Below are 18,413 nucleotides of genomic sequence, written 5' to 3'. Positions count from 1 at the left end.
TCGCCCCTTCAATGGACGAATTTTTCATTCAATTTTAAACTGTTATCTATGAAGAAGACGTTTTTAACTATCGGTTTGATCCTTTCGATTCAAGCGCACGCTCAGAAAGATAATTCCTGCAATAATCTGGCGGCGTCAACGTGCTCGTCCTTAGGGGCCAGCGATGGTACGGCTGTGGGTACGGTTAAAGACAGCAGCGCCTCTTTCACAGAAAAATTAAAGACCGGCACTTTTCCGGCCGTGCAAAAAGCCTTTATCAAGAAAATCTCATCTCTTCCTGTGGATGAAAGCGCGCGAACGGCTATCATCGCAAAATTGAACGGCGTGAAGTTTTCAACGAGCTGTGAAGATCTAAGTGCAAGCCTGGATCCTTCTTTGTGGCCGAATTCGTTTTATTCCCCGACAGAAAACACTTTCTATCTGTGCAAAGCAAAACCAGGCATGTCAGAGTTCGCAGTCGCAAAAATGATCTCTGAAGAGCTTTCTGCCATGGTGAATCCCTGCGGTATCGACAATATCATTCGTCTTCCCAAAGAAAAGACTCAGGCACAAAGTGAATCTGCTTACCCGGTAAAGGGTGTAATTTCCTGCCTGCGTTCTGAAAAATCTGTTGGCGCCAAACGCAACGAAGCCTCTTCATTTCAGGATGCAGGATTTTGCATGAACGACCAGGTGACAAGAGCATTCACTGACTGGATGACGACAGAAGTGGTCACCGACTATATCTCTACGAAATACAAAGACTTGTCCCAATCCCAATGGCGCCAGGGCGTTGCCAACGCCTATCGCGATGAATGCGCCTATGGCCGAATGGATGATGGCTTTGCAGACGATCCCGACTTCACCAGTCGCATTAATGGTATTGTCGGAGCAAATCCAGATTTAAGAAAAAAAATCGGTTGCTACGGCTCAAGCACATATCTGTACTGTGACGCCGCAAATCCAGACGCCATGGCCAAAGCTGTGGGCGCACCGAAAGCCGCAGCGCCAGGGTCCAAGGGCATACCAATGTCAGCTCCGGCAAATTCCAAAGGAGGAGTTGAATAATGAAATACTTAATCGCACTTCTTCTTATTGTTCCGGCACTGGCATGGTCAGCACCACAAAAAGGTGTTCAAAGAAAAGCCGCCAATCCTAAAACTGCCCCAAAAAAATCCGCAGGCTTTAACGGCTTCCGCATGGTCGTGGTTTTCGGCAATCAAAAAAACTACTTCACTGTATGGCAGGACGCCCGTGGAAAATTCTATGCCTACAGCAAAGGCGGCTCCCCAACTATCGGCAGCTTGTCTGACCCCAACTACAGCTTCCTAACTACACAAAGCCGTCAGATAGCCTCGCTTAAAGGCAACAGCATCAACAGCTGCCCAAGAGCAAACATCCAGCTCTATCACGGCAACCGCTACGTCCAAGGAACATGCATCGGCCTAAAAAACCAAACAGCGATGAGCATGACCCAATTAGCGAACATGCTAGCGACAATGCAGTAAGAAAAAGGTGCCAGGTCCTACTTACGGATGCGCCGCATCCGTAAGTAGGACCTGGCACCTTTTTTAGAACCAGATATAGAATATGGCGATGGAGCCAAGGAATGAGAAGAAGTAAAGATTCCAGTAGCTCCAGCGGCGCCAGAACTTTAAAACTAACCAAACTGCTGCATAAACCAAGGTGGGCACCAGATACACTTTCAGAGGATCATTGCTGGCAGTGTGCTCCATACCGACAAACATCTTCCCGGTGTAGCGACTGTACAGAGCTATCAAATTAAATGGATTGAGTGCGATTAAAATCAAAGTCCAAAGGATTTGCATGGATTTAGTCTACTCTGCGGCGATTGGGACCGGCAATTCGAACTCCGATATAGGAGGAAACCAGGACTCCCAAGGCATACATAAGTGCCGTCGAATCCACGGCATCTATCACACACCAAAAGAACATGAAGCCACAATAACAGCTGATAAGAAACGCTGATATCATGATCCATTTTTCAAGTTCACTGGGACGATTGCGTGGAGGCATGATGTGAGTATAGCTCAATTCCATCATAATCCGAAACATATACGTGTTTATACTGGACCAATAGAACTACTTTGAGATTGCCTTCAGCAAAGAACAGGGATTTTTGACTGATTTGAATGCCGTTTTGTACGAATCCGCATTCAACTGCTGCAGATTCTGATCAAGAACGATCTTCAAGGGCTCCACCTGCTTTTCAATTTCCGGCGCAACCTTCACCGAAGTGATGAAGCTATCATACACTTCACAGGTCACCCGACTGGCGCAACTGTGGATCGCTTTGCTTAACAAAGGTACGTCAGCCTTGGTAAGCGTTTGTCGGCTCCAGCTTTTCTTGGCGTTGTCTTTGGCGGCCTGCAATTTAACGTCAAGACCTTCGGTTTTGATTTGGCATTTTAAAATTTCAGGATTTGTCGGCTCGTTAATTCCCACGCGGGAAACGATGATGATTTGCTTCAAACTATCCAGCTCACGAAGTGGCATTTTAGCTTCAGCGATCAAAGGCAGAATCAAAGTGATGTAGATCAGGATAACTTTCAAGTTGTAACTCCGGTCACATCTTTATTCTCCCCGATAACTTCAGTCCTCACAAAGGGAAAAAAAAGACAGGGGGATTTTTCCGATCCCCCTGTCCAGAACTTTTACATTTAATGGCGAACTACATCAGTTTTCTAAGAACGTATTGCAGAATGCCGCCGTTTTTCAGGTACTCGATTTCCACGGCTGTATCGACCCGGGATTTCACTTTGATCTCCTCGGTTTTACCATCAGCGCGAGTGATTCTGACCGTGATATCCTGTTGCGGCTTCATAGTTTCCACGCCGACAACATCCAACACTTCAGAGCCGTCAAGTTTCAGGGTTTTGCGATCCATGCCCGGATGGAATTGCAATGGAAGCACACCCATGCCGACAAGATTTGATCTGTGAATACGCTCGAAACTTTCAGCAATAACTGCACGAATGCCCAAAAGCGTTGTTCCTTTGGCAGCCCAGTCACGTGAAGAGCCTGTACCATATTCCTTACCTGCCACAACCACCAACGGAGTTTTCTCGGACTGATACTTCATCGAAGCATCAAAGATCGACATTTGCTCGCCCGTTGGGATGTACTTGGTCATTCCACCTTCAACACCGTTAAGCATTTCGTTTTTGATACGAATGTTTGCAAATGTTCCGCGCACCATCACATCATCATTTCCGCGACGTGAACCGTAGGAGTTGAAATCAACCGGTTGCACACCTTTACTCATCAGATATTTACCTGCTGGAGAATCTTTTTTAATACTTCCTGCCGGGGAAATATGATCTGTCGTGATTGAGTCACCCAGGATTGCCAGAACACGGGCGCCTTTTACGTCAGACATTTTTCCTGCGGATTTTTGCATTCCCTGGAAGTACGGGGGATTCTTAATGTAAGTACTTTCATCCCAAGTGTAGGTCTGAGAGCGAGTCGTCTGAATCTTTTGCCAGTCCGTCGTACCTGCGAACACGTTACCGTAACGATTGTTGAACATTTTCGTTTCAACGGTTTTGTTAACGATGTCATAGATCTCTTGGTTGGTTGGCCAGATATCATCCAGGTAAACTGGTTTACCGTTCGCATCCTCACCCAATGGGTCTTGCGAAAGATCCATTTGCATTGTACCCGCCAACGCATAAGCCACCACCAGCATCGGAGATGCCAGATAGTTTGCTTTTACGTGGGGATTGATACGACCTTCAAAGTTACGATTTCCCGAAAGTACAGAAGCAACAACCAGGTTTCCTTTTTCCACCGCGTGAGCAATAGGTTCTGGCAATGGACCGGAGTTTCCGATACAAGTCGTGCATCCGTAACCTACAAGGTTGAATCCCAAATTATCCAGATACTTTTGCAGTCCGGATGTTTCAAGATAATCAGTTACAACTTGAGAACCCGGAGCAAGCGAAGTTTTCACCCATGGCTTTACCTTTAAACCTTTTTCAGAGGCTTTCTTGGCTACCAATCCCGCACCCATCATTACTGATGGATTGGACGTATTCGTGCAGCTTGTGATCGCGGCAATCACCACGTCACCGTGGCCTAAACCATAGGATGCACCATCAACGGGCGTGCTGAATTTCTCTTTCGTGGCCTGTGCCTCAGAAACTGCAAATGTCGTGTTCAATTGAGTGGAGAAGTCGCTGGCAGCTTTATCAAGCAAGACGCGATCCTGAGGACGCTTTGGTCCCGCCAATGAAGGAACCACGTCGGCCAGATTTAATTTCAACGTCTCATTGAAAGCGAAGTGCTCATCATCAGATGTGCGCCACATGCCGGTTTCTTTTGCGTAAGCTTCAACCAAGGCAATCGTTTGCGGGTCACGACCAGAGACGCGCAAATACTTCATCGTCTCTTCATCAATCGGGAAGAATCCACAAGTCGCACCGTATTCCGGAGCCATATTTGCGATGGTCGCGCGGTCTGCCAGTGACAAACCTTCCAACCCCGGCCCATAGAATTCAACGAACTTACCAACCACGCCCTTTTTACGCAGCATCTGAGTGACTGTTAGAACCAGATCCGTTGCAGTTGCGCCCTCTTTCAGTTTTCCTTCAAGTCGGAAGCCGATCACTTCAGGAATCAACATACTAAGAGGCTGTCCCAGCATCACGGCTTCAGCTTCGATACCACCGACGCCCCAACCCAGTGCTGCCAAACCGTTTACCATTGTAGTGTGAGAGTCTGTTCCAACCAAAGTATCAGGGAAGGCATATTCGCCATGCTGGCCTTTGGCATCCCAAACTGTTTTACCCAGGTATTCCAAATTCACCTGATGGCAGATACCTGTTCCTGGCGGCACCACTCTGAAATTTTGGAAGGCCCCTTGCCCCCATTTAAGAAAAACGTAGCGCTCGTTATTGCGCTGAAATTCCATATTCACGTTTTCCTGGAAACTGCCAGGAGTTGCAAAAGAGTCCACCATCACCGAGTGATCGATAACCAGGTCCACAGGCACCAGTGGATTGATCTTCGTGGGATCGCCGCCCAGTGATTTCATTGCATCACGCATCGCTGCTAAATCCACGACCGCCGGAACACCGGTAAAGTCCTGCATCAACACGCGCGCTGGGAAAAATGAAATTTCGCGCGTCAGGGATTCTTTGCTTAAGCTAAGAAGTGCATCGATGTCTTCTTTCGTGACATGCACGCCGTCTTCGTGACGCAGAAGATTTTCCAGAAGAACTTTTAAAGAGTTTGGAAGTTTTTTGAAATTCGGGTGCGATGTTTTCTTCGGATTGAAGATAGTGTATTCTTTCGCACCCACTTTAAGTGTGTCTTTTGTTTTAAAGCTGTCTTTTGATTGTACCAACATGAGGGGATCCTCCCTCCTAATTCCACTCCCCGCGGAGGATTTTATCAAGCCAAAAGGCACCGATCTGGGTTTTCACATCGGTTACTTTACCCTGTTGAATAAGGGTCATAAGTTCCTTGGGCGCGACCTCAATCACTTCCAAAAACTCCCCCTGATCCAGACGCTGTTCAGTGCGACTCAAGTCCATTGCCAGATATAGATCAATTTGTTCGTTGGAGTATCCAATCACAGGATGAATTTCCGTCAGCAGCTTCCATTCATTGGCAAGATAACCAGTTTCCTCGGCCAACTCGCGTTTTGCCGTAATCAAACTGTCTTCGCCGCGATCGCGCTTTCCTGCTGGAAACTCCAACATCACTTGTTTCACGGCGTGACGGTACTGATGAACCATGACGACATTTCCATTTGGCAGGATGGGAATCATCATTGCGGCACCTGGATGCAGAATATACTCGCGGTAATATACTTTACCGTCTGGCGCCTGCACCTCGTCCTGTTCAACTTTTAAATAACGACCTTTAAAAACCTGTTGGGTCGATAAGGTTTTTTCTTCCAAATGCTTCATAAAATCACAATGACAGCTCGACGAAAGTCAGTCATAGCCTCTCGTTACTGTAGTGTGCAGGGAGCCTGCGGTTGTTCCAAAGAGCATTTATAATTTGCTTTGCCCTCGGCATCTTTCACTGTTCCGACCCACTGGTTTTTTGCATCCTGCTCCAGAACCATGTAACCGTGCGTGGATGGCAAAACGGTAAAGCCAGCAGGAATCAGTTTTCTGGTGGCAGCATCATAGTGGTCCAACGCTGTTCCACCCTCGCCCACCACAACATGAACGGGACGTTTACCTGTCGATACTTGCGTGTTGTGGATATGACCGGCGAAAACGAACTTCACTTTTTTCGGAAAAGGCATTTCCTTTGCCAGCAATTGCATATTTAAATTCACCGGAAGAACTGCTGCCGGTCCATTCCAATTCGGGGACAAGCCCCAGATCGGACGATGCAAAACCACCCAAACTTCTGTTTCCGGGCGAGTTTTAATTTGCTCGATCATTTTGCGATAGTGCTCGCGCCACATTGTCATTTCAGAGCCCTTAGGGTCCAAACCCGTGTCGGGCATCGTCGCATTATCAAAATTCACAACCAGAAGTGATCCGAATTTTGTGTAACGAGTGTCTTGAAATTTAGGACAAGAATTCTCTCCAAGTGGAGTCAGGAGTTTGCTAAAACCCTCGTGCGCCCGCTGACAGTCCTCGTGATTTCCGCGAACGAACAGGAACGGAGTGGTTTGCAGCAAAGTTGCCGCCGGATAAAGGAAGTCAGCCTCCCAAGGACGATATCCGTAACCCAAAGTATCCTTGAATGGTGCGCACTTTACCGGGTCTTTACAGGATTCGCGGTAGTGGTAATCACCCACGTGAACGATTAAATCAGCCTGTTCCTGCTGAATAGCTTTTACGATTCTTAAGAACGGCCACTCGTTGGGGTTATTGCAGTCCTGGTAGTAGTCACCTTTCAGGCGGCACCCCGTATCTCCAAACACAACAATGCGTTTTGGAGAAGCCGGAATTTGAATGCGACGTTCGCCGACGACCACAGACGTTGTTCCTTCCGGCAAAGTCGCTTCGCAGACAACCGTTGAATCAAATTTGTTTTGATTCAAAATCAGTTCAGTTTCCTCAGTCCCTTTGACAATTCGTGCTTGTGGACACTGACCATTTTTGGGCGCGATGGTTCGGACAAAAGAAGTATTCCCATCCGCCAAACCCACATAGGTCAAACCTTCCACGCGATCGGCGGGCTTGTGGGCACAAGCTGCCAAAAATAAAATTCCAACGACTGAGACGCTCTTAACAAGATTCATTACCACTATCCTTCAATACTGCTTTTTTGCTTTTGCTGCTTTAGTTCAAGCTCACACATTTTGACTTTAGTTTCGTATTCATCCTGACGTTTCAACAGAATCTCTTTGTAACCTTTGAAACGATCCAGACGATCGCGCAGACCCTCTTCTGTCACACCGACGATGTCTTTTTTCTTTTCAATACCGATTTTTGAAAAGTCTTCCTCTGAAGTGACGTAAACACGTGTTTCCGTCCAGCGCATTTTGCCGTCGCCGTTATTTGCGGAGTCACCCATCTGCAAACGACAGTCACGAAGCACACCGTACAATCCACGATTATCCAGATAACGAGGTCCACCGAACACGCGGGCTTCCAGGTCGTAAACTTCATTTTCCAAAGTGCGCAGTTGTTCGTTCATTTGAACTTTGCGCTGATAAACCATGTCGCCATCTTTAATGCCGATGGCACCACTGCCAACCGGGGCAGCATGTTCAATTTCAGTGTCAATTTTTTCAGCTTTGTTGCGATTTGTGGAACAGGCCACGAAAGATAAAGACAGGATCGTAATCAATAGCAAACGCATTGGGTTTTCCTCCATCAGAGAAAACTTTAGAAGCGAACTGCTGATTGGTCAATCGCAGGGCTAGGAAATAGTCACCCACTCACCCTGCCCGTTTTTGATGCGAAACACTTTGACGTCGTCTTCGAACCAAGACCCCAAATTCACCGAACGCACCTCGCGCCCGTGAGTCGGGACCATGTGGTCATCAAACACATGCATGTGGCCTGAAATGATAATATCAAATGGACCTTCATCGTAAGCGCGGGAAACATGGCCACGAATCATGGACACAAGTTGTTCTTCATTACGCTGACGATAATGACCACTGCGCGCACGACTTTTCTTGCTGGCTCTGTTGCCCAGATAATTCCAGAACCGTCCTGGCAAAAAATCCTTCAGAGGTTTAATCCAGGGATTGCGAATGATGGAGCGGTATTTCAAATACTTGATGTCGTTCAAATTAATCAGATCTCCGTGCTCGACCCGAACATTAAGACCATCAATTTTGTAGTACTGAGCTTCGACAAAAACTTCGACATCGAGTTTCTTGGTAAAGTATCCCTCGATGTGGACATCGTGATTACCCTCGATATAGGTAATACGTGCACCGGCTTTTCTCAGGTCTTTCAAAGCGTCCATCAGTGGCTGGAATCGTTTTGCAAAGAACTCAGAACTGCCGATCCATAAATCAAAAATATCACCCAGCATGAACAGGTGAACGTTTTCAGGATTTCCCTGGCGCAAAGAACGCAAAAAGCGCAACAGGATTTGCCCGTTGCGCTCTTCTGCGGATTTCAAGTGGATGTCGGATATGAACCAGGCTTCCACTAGTCTTGTTTCAAATCAAAACCTTGTTTCTTGCGGATGAATGCAGGTACTTCCAGGTTTTGAGAAGAGAATGGAGAGCTCAACACTTCACGCGCCATACGACGAGCTTCTTCCAAAGATTGTTGTTCGTGGTCTACGTTCATAGACAACTGCTCAGGATTTGCATGACGGTTTTTAAGGTCCTGGCTCTCTTTGAAAGCGCGAGCCTTAGCCAACAACAAATCACGAGGGGAAACACCTTCAACCTGTGGTTGGATTGGTGTTGCCATCTCTGGCTGAACTGGTTGTGCTGCCGGTTGTTGCATAACTTGCGGCTGAGCTTGTGGAGGCACTTGTGCTGCCACAGACTGAGCTGCTTGTTGAGCAACTTGCGGAGTAACTTGAGCAACTGGCGGAACTGTTACAGTCTCAGTAACGGGTTGCTGGGGTAACCCCGGAGTGACCGGAACTTCCACTTGTTGATAAGTGTAGTTCATCACTTGGGACTGCACTGCCGCGATTGGCGGAAGTTCAACCGGAGCTGCCTGCTGAGGCATAACCGGCATAGTTGGCATTGTTGGCATAACTGGCATTTGCGGCATTTGGAATTGAGGCATTTGCGGCATGCTGTTCATGTTTGGCATTTGTGGCATTTGCATGCCCATACCCATGTTGTTCATTCCAAATTGCGCAGTTTGCTGGTTCAGGAAGTTTTGCATTTGGTTTACCTGAGCCATGTCGTTTACAAGTTTCACTTCGTGAGAATCGAAACCTGTTGCGATAACTGTCACGCGAACTTCTTCACCCATTGTTTCGTCGATAACCGCACCGAAGATGATTTCTGCATCTTCATGAGCCGCCTCAGTGATCAATGTCGTCGCTTCGTTCACTTCATATAGAGACAATTCAGAACCACCTGTGATGTTAACGATGATGCCAGTTGCGCCATCGATTTTAACATTCTCAAGAAGTGGAGAAGAGATCGCCGCAGTTGCCGCTTCTACTGCACGGTTTTCACCTTTAGCAGAACCAGTACCCATGATCGCGATACCTTTAGAAGACATAACAGTACGGATATCGGCGAAGTCCAAGTTGATCAAACCACGGATGTTGATCAAATCAGAGATACCTTTAACCGCTTGCAAAAGAACTTCGTCAGCTTTTTTGAAAGTATCCAAAAGAGGAGTTTTCTCAGCAGCGATAGTCAAAAGTTTTTGGTTCGGGATAACGATCAATGTATCAACATTGTCTTTTAGTTCCTGAAGACCTGAATCCGCGTGCTTACCGCGTTTTTTACCTTCGAACAAGAATGGCTTAGTTACCACACCGATAGTTAGAGCGCCCAATTCGCGTGCGATTTTCGCCACGATTGGAGCACCACCCGTACCCGTACCGCCGCCCATACCGGCAGTTACGAATACCATGTCAGAACCTTCCAATTTTTCCACGATTTCATTGTAAGATTCGATCGCTGCACGACGACCTACATCCGGATTTGCGCCAGCGCCCAAACCTTTTGTCAAATCGATACCCAATTGGATTTTGTTAGATGCTTTGTGTGAGTTCAAAGCCTGGATATCTGTGTTTGCCACGATGAATTCAACGCCGCCCATTTCAGAAGCGATCATTGTAGAAACTGCGTTGCTACCGCCACCGCCGACACCGACGACTTTGATATTCGCACCGATATTGATATTTTCTTCTAATTCAAACATGTTGTCCCTCCCGACGATGCTTAAAAGATACAGAGGCTTCCAGCCTCCACCGAGTAAATTTAAAAACTAAAATACCTTTTCAAACATTTCCTTAAGACGTTTCGTCAAGCCGTTGATCGACTCTCCGATATTGATCTCAAGTTCCTGTGCGCTTTGGATCATCAAATCTTTACGTTGTGACAATCCATACTGTAACAATCCAACTGCTGCGGAGAACTCTCCAGACTTCACCACGTCAGTCAAACCACCGATTTCCAGAGGAGCACCTCTGCGAACCGGAATATCAAAAATAAACTCACCCATTTCAATCAGGCCGTCCAACTGACTTGCGCCGCCAGTAAGTACGATACCTGAACCCAACATTGGCATCACACCGCTCATACGAATATCGTTGGCGATCAGATTCAATGTCTCTTCAGCGCGGGCTTCGATCACATCCGCAAGATCCTTACGAGGGATCACGCGGGATTTACGACCACCCACACCTTCCACTTCGATAGTTTCGTTGTCGTTCACCATGGATGCCATTGCGCAACCGTATTTCTTTTTCAGAATTTCAGCTGCGAACTGCGGAGTTCTAAGACCCACAGCCACGTCATGAGTAAAGTGCGAACCACCGACTGGAATAATAGAAGAATGAGCCACGCTGCCGTTAACGAAGTACAGGTTGTTACAAGTACCGCCGCCCATATCGACAACCACTACGCCCAGATTTTTTTCATCATTAGAGATAACTGCTGTTGCAGAAGCCAGTTGGCTCAAAACCAAACCTGCGATTTTCAATCCCGCCTTTTCAACACACTTAACAGTGTTTTGAATCGCGGATTGGCTGCCGGTTACGATGTGAACATTTGCTTCCAAACGGATACCTGACATGCCCACTGGATCAGTGATACCGTCCTGGCCGTCGACTTTAAATTCTCTTGGAAGAATGTGCAAAACAGTACGGTCTGTTGGAACTGCGACTGCTTTCGCAGCCTCAATCACGCGATCAATTTCGGAAGGAGTTACTTCACGATTCTTGATTGCAACCATACCTTTGGAATCAAAAGAAGAAATATGTGTACCAGATACGCCGACCCAAACTTCGTCGACTCTGTAACCGGACATCAATTCTGCTTCTTCTTTTGCTTTTTTAATAGAGTCGGTTGTTGCCTCAATATTAACGACAACACCCTGGCGGATGCCTGTATTAGGAGCAGTACCTACTCCTGCGACTTCGATTTTCCCTTCGGGATTGACGGTTCCGATGACGAAACATACTTTGGTCGAACCAATATCCAAACCAGCCAATACCGGAGCTTTCGGTTTTGATGTACTCATCCCTAAGTCCTCGTATATGACACCCAAAAAGAGCGTCTTTGTTTGAGAGACCGCCGAACAAAATCATTTTATTCGATCTGAGCCGAACGCGAGCTCGACTTTAGATGGTCTTCCAGACTTAAGCTTAGGGATCCTTACGCAACCTGACAAGGACTTTCTTTGACAGATCCGCGTCTATGACGCGAGCGTCAAACTGCTTTGTTTCGAGATAATCTACGACACGAGAAACGCGCGCAGCCTTTAGTGCCACTTGGTCTTCACCGATTTTCACCTGCGTTCCGGTCTTAATCAGTGTCATCCAAAAACCTTCTTTATTATCGTAACGAACTTCAGAAATTGTTTTTCGACTGAACGATCCTTGTGCAGGAATTTGCTCGATCACATCGATGGCTTTCTTTCTTAGCTCCTGTTTTTTTCCGAAAGCATCACCGTCTAAAATCGCAACGTCAGGTGCTTGCTTTGCTTCGATCGGATCCAGGAACTGACCGTCTTTAATAATGGGAGTCAGCTTTCCACCTTTACCCATATATAAAAACTTAACTTCGTACGGTTTCACACGAATCGCCAAAGTTGTCGGCCACGCTCTGGAGATCTGCAGGTTTTCAATCCACTCCTGCTTTTGAACCTCTTTGGAGACCGATCTTAATTTGATACCCCACAAAGAAACGCCTTTATACTTCAACAAAACATTTTCAAGTGCATCTACATTGGGCTTAAGAAATTGCTCTTGTCCTGGAGTGGGATTTTCCAATACGACTTGAACCTTTTGAATATTGAAAAAGCCATTCTCGTTCAAATAGTACAGAGTTCCCACCAATGCTGCTGGGATAACAATGAATCCAACGAATAACTTAAGAACCAACTTCTTCACAAACTCTCCAAAGGAATGGCTTCCTCACTTCAGGCTATCAATAATTTCCTTCAGCTTTAAACCAATGCGATTTGGTCACCTCAAAACAAGACCAAGGACAAGTGCTCACAATTCCTCCACCGCCGGCGTATTCAGGCTTAATGCGAATGTCTCTCTATATAGTCAACCCCCTGTGTACCGATAATTACGGATATGAAATTTAGCGCAAAAATCATCATCAATATCGCCGCCTCAAGTTTAATTTGTTCATTGGCTGCAGTGGCAATTTCTTCTTCGAAGATTCACAAGCAAGGGCAGGAACAACTGGTCGAGAAATCTCAGGCGATTTTATCACGCTTGGAATCGGTGCGCGCATACATCGCCACTCAAGGTGGGCTTGAAGAAGATATACAGCATGCAGTAACTAAATTTCCAGATGGCAAACTTCCTGCTGAGTATCAGGATCGCATTCTGCATAAAGTTCCGATCTTTGCGTCGATCAAAGTAGGCTTTGAGAACTCTGAGAAAGATTCCTACAAGTTCCGCGTTTTCGCAGACAATCCTCGCCGCAAAGAAAATGCGCCGACAGTGAGCGAAGCCGAAATCTTAAAAATGTTCGATGCCAACAAAGAACTGACTGAATATGTAGAGAACAAAGACGGCGAAGTGACTGTTTACCGTCCAGTTCGTCTGTCTGAAAAACAAGGCTGTCTTTTGTGTCACGGTCACCCTTCGACATCTCCATGGGGCAATGGCAAAGATATCCTGGGCTTCCCAATGGAAAACTGGGTTGACGGACAAATTCATGGCGTGTTTGCAGTGAAATCGTCAACTGACGAAGTTACAGCTGCTGCTAACAACTCATCGGTTTCCATTTTGCTGTGGACGACATTGATTTCAGCTTTGATTCTTGTGATTTCTTATCTGTTGATTCGTAAGCCTTTAAGCGCTTTGACCGAATCAATCTTCTCGTTGAGCACCGCAGGAACTCAGGTCGCCAATACCAGCACCGAGATTTTGACTTCCAGCAATACCCTGACTCAAGCCTCTGTGAAAGCTGCGGCATCCATTGAAGAGACCTCTGCTTCGACCGAAGAAATCTCAAGTATGGTGAAGCGCAACAGCGGACACGCGATTGAGGCAAAAAATCTGGCGCAGCAAGCGGCAGACAAGGCCCACATCGGCGAGCAGGAAGTGCGTAAGCTGACTACCTCTATGGAAGAGATCTCGGCGAGCTCTAAGAAGATAGAAGAAATTATTTCCGTCATCGACGACATCGCCTTCCAAACAAATCTGTTGGCACTAAATGCTTCCGTGGAAGCGGCACGTGCCGGCGAACATGGAAAAGGTTTTGCAGTGGTCGCTGAAGCGGTTCGTGGCCTTGCCCAAAGCAGTGCGAACTCTGCCAAAGAAATTTCATCCCTGATCAACGAAAGCGCGCAAAAAATTGAAAACGGTCACGGCGTGGTTCGCTCCAGCGAAGCTTCACTGAAAGAGATCGTAAGCACTATCGAAAAACTCTCCAGCTTGAATTCCGAGATCTCGACAGCGAGTGCGGAACAGGAACTGGGAATCGTGCAGATCAACCAGGCGCTGACCCACATGGAAAAGATCACTTTATCCAATAGTGAATCCGCCCGCGAATGCTCGACCGCCTCTGAAGACTTGAACACTCAGGCGGAAGTCATGAAGAACGTCGTCGACAACCTGAAAAAACTAATGACCGGATAAAAAAAAGCCGGGTCAGTGCCCGGCTTTTTTTTAATTTTGAATCTTATCAAGAACGTCCAATCCCAGCTTCCAGCCGTCGCCAGCACCCAGAGTGATGAAGACGTCGCCGTCTTTTAGCATCGAGACGATCTTGGATGACGATTTATCGTCGCGCAGGAAGTATTGGGCATTTTCGTGCTTCATTTCCAGCGCCAGCTTTTCCGAACTGATCCCTGGAATTGGTGCCTCACCAGCTGCATAAATATCTGTCAGCAAGATTTGATCGGCTTCCTTAAACGCGGTCGTGAAGTCATGCCAGCAATGCTGAGTACGACTGAAACGATGCGGCTGGAAGTAAACCACCAAGCGATTTTGCGGATACTTTTCGCGGAAAGCCTGAAGTACGGCACGCACCTCTGTCGGATGGTGACCGTAGTCATCGTAAACTTTGATGCCTTTTTTCTCGCCCTTAAAGTGGAAGCGGCGATCCACACCGTCAAAGCGTTGCAGACCTGCTGCACACTGCTCAAACGGAATACCCGCTGCCAAGCCTGCGCAAATCGCAGCCACCGCATTCAAAGCATTGTGACGGCCTGGAACATTAAGTTTAAATTTACCCACCAAGTGGCGAGTCCCCAACAAGCGGTCACTGCGATACAAAGAGTAATTCCCCTGCTCGCCCACCAAGACCAAGTCATTCTTTTCATCGAAACCGTAGTACAAAATACGTTTTGGGAAGTTTTCAAAAATCTGACGAACCACTGGATCATCACCGCACGCAATGATTTTTCCATAGAATGGAACTTTCAATGCAAAATCATAAAAGTTCTTTTGCAGGTTCTCGAAAGTTTTATAGTGATCCAGATGATCTGAATCGACGTTCGTGATGATGGCGATTTCCGGAGTCAGTTTGTTGAAGCTGCCATCGGATTCATCGGCCTCCGCCACCAACCACTCCCCTTCACCCAGAAGAGCTGTGGATTTGATCAATTCAAAACGACCACCAACCACGATAGTTGGCTTCATGTTGCCCTCAAGGAAAATCGCCGACGTCATAGAAGTCGTCGTTGTCTTACCGTGAGTTCCAGCAACTGCGATGCCGCGCTTTAAACGCATGATCTCTGCCAACGCCTCTGCACGAGGAATCAACGGAATCTGACGGGCGCGAGCTTCATAAATTTCGGGATTACCATATTGAATAGCGGAAGAGTAAACCACCACATCGGCAGCGCCGACGTTGGAGGCTGCGTGCCCTTTGAAAACCTTCACGCCCATTTCACGCAAGCGTTCTGTATTTGCATTGTCTGCAATATCAGATCCTGAAACTTTCGCTCCCATGTTGTGCAAAAGTTCAGCGAGTCCACACATACCGATGCCGCCGACACCTACGAAGTGGAATTTGGCGTGTTGTAATTTCATTGCAGGATTTCCTTTGCGATGGTTGTTGCAGCCTGGGGAACATAAAGATCTTTTATATTCCGAACCATTTGCTCACGCAAAGCTTTATCTTGGCGAAGAGATTGTACTTCTGAAATCAATCTTTCAGGGGTTAAATCTTTCTGCAGAATCATGCGACCCGCATTTCGGGCGACAAGGTTTTCGGCATTTTTTTGCTGATGATCATCGGCAGCTCCTGGCAATGGCACAATAATAGGGATTATACCAAATGCTGCCGCCTCCGCAATGGAACTGGCCCCACCACGACTCACAATAATATCGGCCCACTGATAGTACTTTGGCATATCGAAGATATACTCATGATAATCCACATTGGCGCCGGAATTTTGATATTTGACAGAGACTAGAGGGAAATCAGCGCTCCCCAACTGATGAACGACAGATAAATCCCTAGTCCAATCGCCCCCACCAATGATCGCGTCACTGATGCAGGTGTTGATAATTCGGGATCCCTGACTGCCACCGGTGACCAAAAGATGAAATTTCTCGTCTTTGTGCTCCTGATGAACGGCTTTCTCGATTTCCTCACGAACCGGCATTCCGATCTGAATCACGCGATCGCTTTTCAAATGCTTGCGGGATTCACCAAAGACCACGAAGCATTTATCAACGAAACGCGATAGGAAACGATTCGCCATTCCTGGCATCACGTTCGGCTCCCACACGGCTGTGTTAAAGCCTACGATACTTGCTGCAAGCACAAACGGCCCGGAAGCATAACCACCAACGCCAATGACGTACAAAGGCTTTAGCTGCCATAACAGGCGCACCGACTGCCACAAACCCAGGGGCATGCGCAAAAGTGTTTTTAGCTTTTTAATCGGGCTTTTAACGTTCAACTGACCAGATTCGATCAGGTGCAGAGGAAATCCCTCGCGAGGGATAATTTTTGATTCCATACCACGCGATGTTCCCACGAAATGGACCTGAACTTCAGGATCCATTTTCTGAATGGCGCGGGCAATAGCGACTCCAGGGTAAATGTGGCCACCAGTGCCACCCCCTGCAATCACAACGGTCTTTTTAGTCATGTGCTTTCACTTTCGATGCGTTCCAGCGGGATGATCCGAAACGTTTAGAGAATTTATCCTCTTCGAAGGAATTTTCAATGTTCAAAATCAGTCCGAACATAAAACACAAAACCACAAGCGAACTGCCGCCGTAACTTAAGAAAGGAAGCGTCAAGCCTTTTGTTGGAAGCAGTCCCATGACCACACCAGCATTAATGAAAACACTCAGACCGAAAGTCACTGACAGACCCAAAGCCAATGATCTTTTAAAAGGCTCCTCAGCTTTAATCGCAATCTGAATTCCGCGGAAAACTACAAATCCGTAAAGAGCCAGGATGGCCACGAAACCAACGAAGCCCATTTCCTCGCCCAATACTGCCAGGGTAAAATCCGTGTGAGCTTCAGGGAGGAAGAAAAGCTTGCCTTGTCCCTGACCCAAGCCGACCCCTGTTAAACCGCCGGAGTGAAAGCTCAGCATACTTTGGATAACCTGAAAGCCTTTTTGCGCAGGATCAGCCCAAGGATCCAGGAAAGCTAAAACACGGGCGCGGCGATAAGGGACTGACATCACCAGGAAGTAAAAAGCCGGAATTAAAACTGCGACTGCTCCGGCTATATATTTCCACTGCAGACCAAACGCGAACAACAAACTAACGCCCACCATCAGGATGATAGCAAAACTTCCAAAGTCAGGCTGACGAAGCAACAGGAACAAGGGCACTACCAACGCCAGAGCCAACCACCACCACTTCACGTGGCCCAGGATGTTGTCACGACGGCACAGCAAACTTGCAAACCATACTGAGAACGCGATCTTCAAAAGCTCGCCCGGTTCAAAGCGCAAACCGAATGGCAACTGGATCCAGCGAATGGCACCACCCACACGCACACCCAAACCTGGAACGAAGGTCATCAGTACACCGATGGCTGCGGCAAACCACAACATCCACCCGTGCTTTTCAATAAGTCTGAAAGGAATATGAATGGTGCCGATCAGAATGCAGAACGCGATCAGCGCAAAAATCAGTTGTCGTTTAAAAAAGAAAAGCCCATCGCCGTAAGACTCAATCGCAAAGATAAAGCTGGAAGAGTAAACTTGTACCAGGCCGATGCCCAGTAACGTGATGATGGCTAAAAACAGACTGCTGGATAGATATCTAAACATGATGGACTCCCAAAGGCGTACTCGCCTTTATTTTAATCAGAAGTCCATTTGAACGTCTAGGAATGGTAGGAAGACTGGACCCCGGAAATCGGGGTCACAGAAAACTTGCAGACCAGCTTACTGAGCGGCTTCCACCACTTCAGGGTTGGCGTCTTTTTTCTCTGAAGCAGCCTTGGCTTCAGTGCGTTTATTTACCGCGTTTTGCGCACGGCCTGACATTGAACAGCAGTACACAACACCATTTTCATTGGAAGCGGTTTTAAAGTTTGTGATCGAGAAGGCACGGGAGGAATCACAGCGCTTGGCCATTTCCATGCTAAGTTCCACTTCGATATCCGGGAACTGTTCACCGCTGACGAAATTGCAGTACATGCCAGTGTTCGCAGCCAATTTATCACGTTGTTCCTGGCGTGCCTTAAATGTCCCAGATGCACAGGCAGACAACAAGAATACAGAAGACAAAGAAACAACGAGAATACGGATCACAAAGCCCTCCTAGCTTTTTAATTCCTCCGACAAAGTCGGTTTTTAAACAAAAAAAAGACTCTCATGCGATGAGAGTCTTTGCGTTTGCGCCCTGACAAGCAGGGCCCAGTGTTTCTTGACCGCTCCGACAACGT

General features: G+C 47.2%; 18 protein-coding genes. 3 read left to right on the top strand and 15 right to left on the bottom strand.

Annotation, left to right across the window (positions count from 1 at the left end):
- The first annotated feature begins 48 nt into the window (after positions 1–48).
- Both ACLWNV_RS03100 and ACLWNV_RS03095 read left to right on the top strand, forming a co-directional pair.
- Positions 49–1,047: a hypothetical protein gene (locus ACLWNV_RS03100; RefSeq protein WP_413586453.1), complete on the top strand. Its 999-nt coding sequence runs from the start codon at positions 49–51 to the stop codon at positions 1,045–1,047.
- Entirely contained in the window at positions 1,047–1,487 is a 441-nt protein-coding gene (locus ACLWNV_RS03095) for a hypothetical protein (RefSeq protein WP_413586452.1), read from the top strand. Before ACLWNV_RS03100 ends, ACLWNV_RS03095 begins: the two co-directional genes overlap by 1 nt.
- Positions 1,488–1,550: 63 nt before the next feature.
- On the opposite strand, the gene ACLWNV_RS03090 is transcribed toward ACLWNV_RS03095, so the two are convergent.
- From ACLWNV_RS03090 to ACLWNV_RS03040, 11 genes are all read right to left on the bottom strand, one after another.
- A complete protein-coding gene (locus ACLWNV_RS03090) occupies positions 1,551–1,808 on the bottom strand; it encodes a hypothetical protein (protein ID WP_413586451.1) in 258 nt (85 codons plus the stop codon).
- A 4-nt stretch (positions 1,809–1,812) separates the two neighbouring features.
- The gene (locus tag ACLWNV_RS03085; RefSeq protein ID WP_413586450.1) at positions 1,813–2,055 is read right to left on the bottom strand and encodes a hypothetical protein; all 243 of its coding nucleotides are present in this window, start codon (positions 2,053–2,055) and stop codon (positions 1,813–1,815) included.
- A gap of 27 nt (positions 2,056–2,082) precedes the next feature.
- The gene (locus ACLWNV_RS03080; RefSeq protein WP_413586449.1) at positions 2,083–2,553 is read right to left on the bottom strand and encodes a hypothetical protein; all 471 of its coding nucleotides are present in this window, start codon (positions 2,551–2,553) and stop codon (positions 2,083–2,085) included.
- Between the two features lie 118 nt (positions 2,554–2,671).
- Positions 2,672–5,350: an aconitate hydratase AcnA gene (acnA, locus tag ACLWNV_RS03075; RefSeq protein ID WP_413586448.1), complete on the bottom strand. Its 2,679-nt coding sequence runs from the start codon at positions 5,348–5,350 to the stop codon at positions 2,672–2,674.
- 16 nt (positions 5,351–5,366) lie between these two features.
- Positions 5,367–5,915: an NUDIX domain-containing protein gene (locus ACLWNV_RS03070; RefSeq protein WP_413586447.1), complete on the bottom strand. Its 549-nt coding sequence runs from the start codon at positions 5,913–5,915 to the stop codon at positions 5,367–5,369.
- 44 nt (positions 5,916–5,959) lie between these two features.
- Entirely contained in the window at positions 5,960–7,213 is a 1,254-nt protein-coding gene (locus ACLWNV_RS03065; protein WP_413586446.1) for a metallophosphoesterase, read from the bottom strand.
- Positions 7,214–7,218: 5 nt separating this feature from the next.
- Positions 7,219–7,776: a hypothetical protein gene (locus ACLWNV_RS03060; RefSeq protein ID WP_413586445.1), complete on the bottom strand. Its 558-nt coding sequence runs from the start codon at positions 7,774–7,776 to the stop codon at positions 7,219–7,221.
- A 60-nt stretch (positions 7,777–7,836) separates the two neighbouring features.
- Positions 7,837–8,583 (bottom strand): UDP-2,3-diacylglucosamine diphosphatase, encoded by a 747-nt coding sequence (locus ACLWNV_RS03055; RefSeq protein WP_413586444.1) that lies wholly within the window; start codon positions 8,581–8,583, stop codon positions 7,837–7,839.
- Positions 8,583–10,277 carry a cell division protein FtsZ gene (ftsZ, locus tag ACLWNV_RS03050; RefSeq protein WP_413586443.1) on the bottom strand — a complete coding sequence of 565 codons (1,695 nt, stop codon included), beginning with the start codon at positions 10,275–10,277 and terminating at the stop codon, positions 8,583–8,585. Before ftsZ ends, ACLWNV_RS03055 begins: the two co-directional genes overlap by 1 nt.
- A 66-nt stretch (positions 10,278–10,343) precedes the next feature.
- The gene (gene ftsA / locus ACLWNV_RS03045) at positions 10,344–11,600 is read right to left on the bottom strand and encodes a cell division protein FtsA (RefSeq protein ID WP_413586442.1); all 1,257 of its coding nucleotides are present in this window, start codon (positions 11,598–11,600) and stop codon (positions 10,344–10,346) included.
- A gap of 124 nt (positions 11,601–11,724) precedes the next feature.
- Positions 11,725–12,471: a cell division protein FtsQ/DivIB gene (locus ACLWNV_RS03040; protein WP_413586441.1), complete on the bottom strand. Its 747-nt coding sequence runs from the start codon at positions 12,469–12,471 to the stop codon at positions 11,725–11,727.
- Positions 12,472–12,663: 192 nt separating this feature from the next.
- Between ACLWNV_RS03040 and ACLWNV_RS03035 the strand changes: the two genes are divergently transcribed.
- The gene (locus ACLWNV_RS03035) at positions 12,664–14,181 is read left to right on the top strand and encodes a methyl-accepting chemotaxis protein (protein ID WP_413586440.1); all 1,518 of its coding nucleotides are present in this window, start codon (positions 12,664–12,666) and stop codon (positions 14,179–14,181) included.
- A 30-nt stretch (positions 14,182–14,211) separates the two neighbouring features.
- Here the strand turns inward: ACLWNV_RS03035 and murC are convergent, their stop codons facing one another.
- From murC to ACLWNV_RS03015, 4 genes are all read right to left on the bottom strand, one after another.
- Positions 14,212–15,579, bottom strand: coding sequence for a UDP-N-acetylmuramate--L-alanine ligase (murC, locus tag ACLWNV_RS03030; RefSeq protein WP_413586439.1), 1,368 nt, complete (start codon positions 15,577–15,579; stop codon positions 14,212–14,214).
- Entirely contained in the window at positions 15,576–16,649 is a 1,074-nt protein-coding gene (gene murG / locus ACLWNV_RS03025) for an undecaprenyldiphospho-muramoylpentapeptide beta-N-acetylglucosaminyltransferase (protein WP_413586438.1), read from the bottom strand. Before murG ends, murC begins: the two co-directional genes overlap by 4 nt.
- Complete coding sequence (gene ftsW / locus ACLWNV_RS03020) at positions 16,642–17,793, bottom strand: putative lipid II flippase FtsW (RefSeq protein ID WP_413586437.1); 1,152 nt, start codon at positions 17,791–17,793, stop codon at positions 16,642–16,644. The genes murG and ftsW overlap by 8 nt, the downstream gene beginning before the upstream one ends.
- A 117-nt stretch (positions 17,794–17,910) precedes the next feature.
- Complete coding sequence (locus tag ACLWNV_RS03015) at positions 17,911–18,279, bottom strand: hypothetical protein (protein WP_413586436.1); 369 nt, start codon at positions 18,277–18,279, stop codon at positions 17,911–17,913.
- Positions 18,280–18,413 lie beyond the last annotated feature (134 nt).

Source organism: Bdellovibrio sp. HCB274, from assembly GCF_047306075.1.
In the GTDB taxonomy this organism is placed as follows: domain Bacteria; phylum Bdellovibrionota; class Bdellovibrionia; order Bdellovibrionales; family Bdellovibrionaceae; genus Bdellovibrio.
This window is presented reverse-complemented; position numbering and strand designations above follow the sequence as displayed.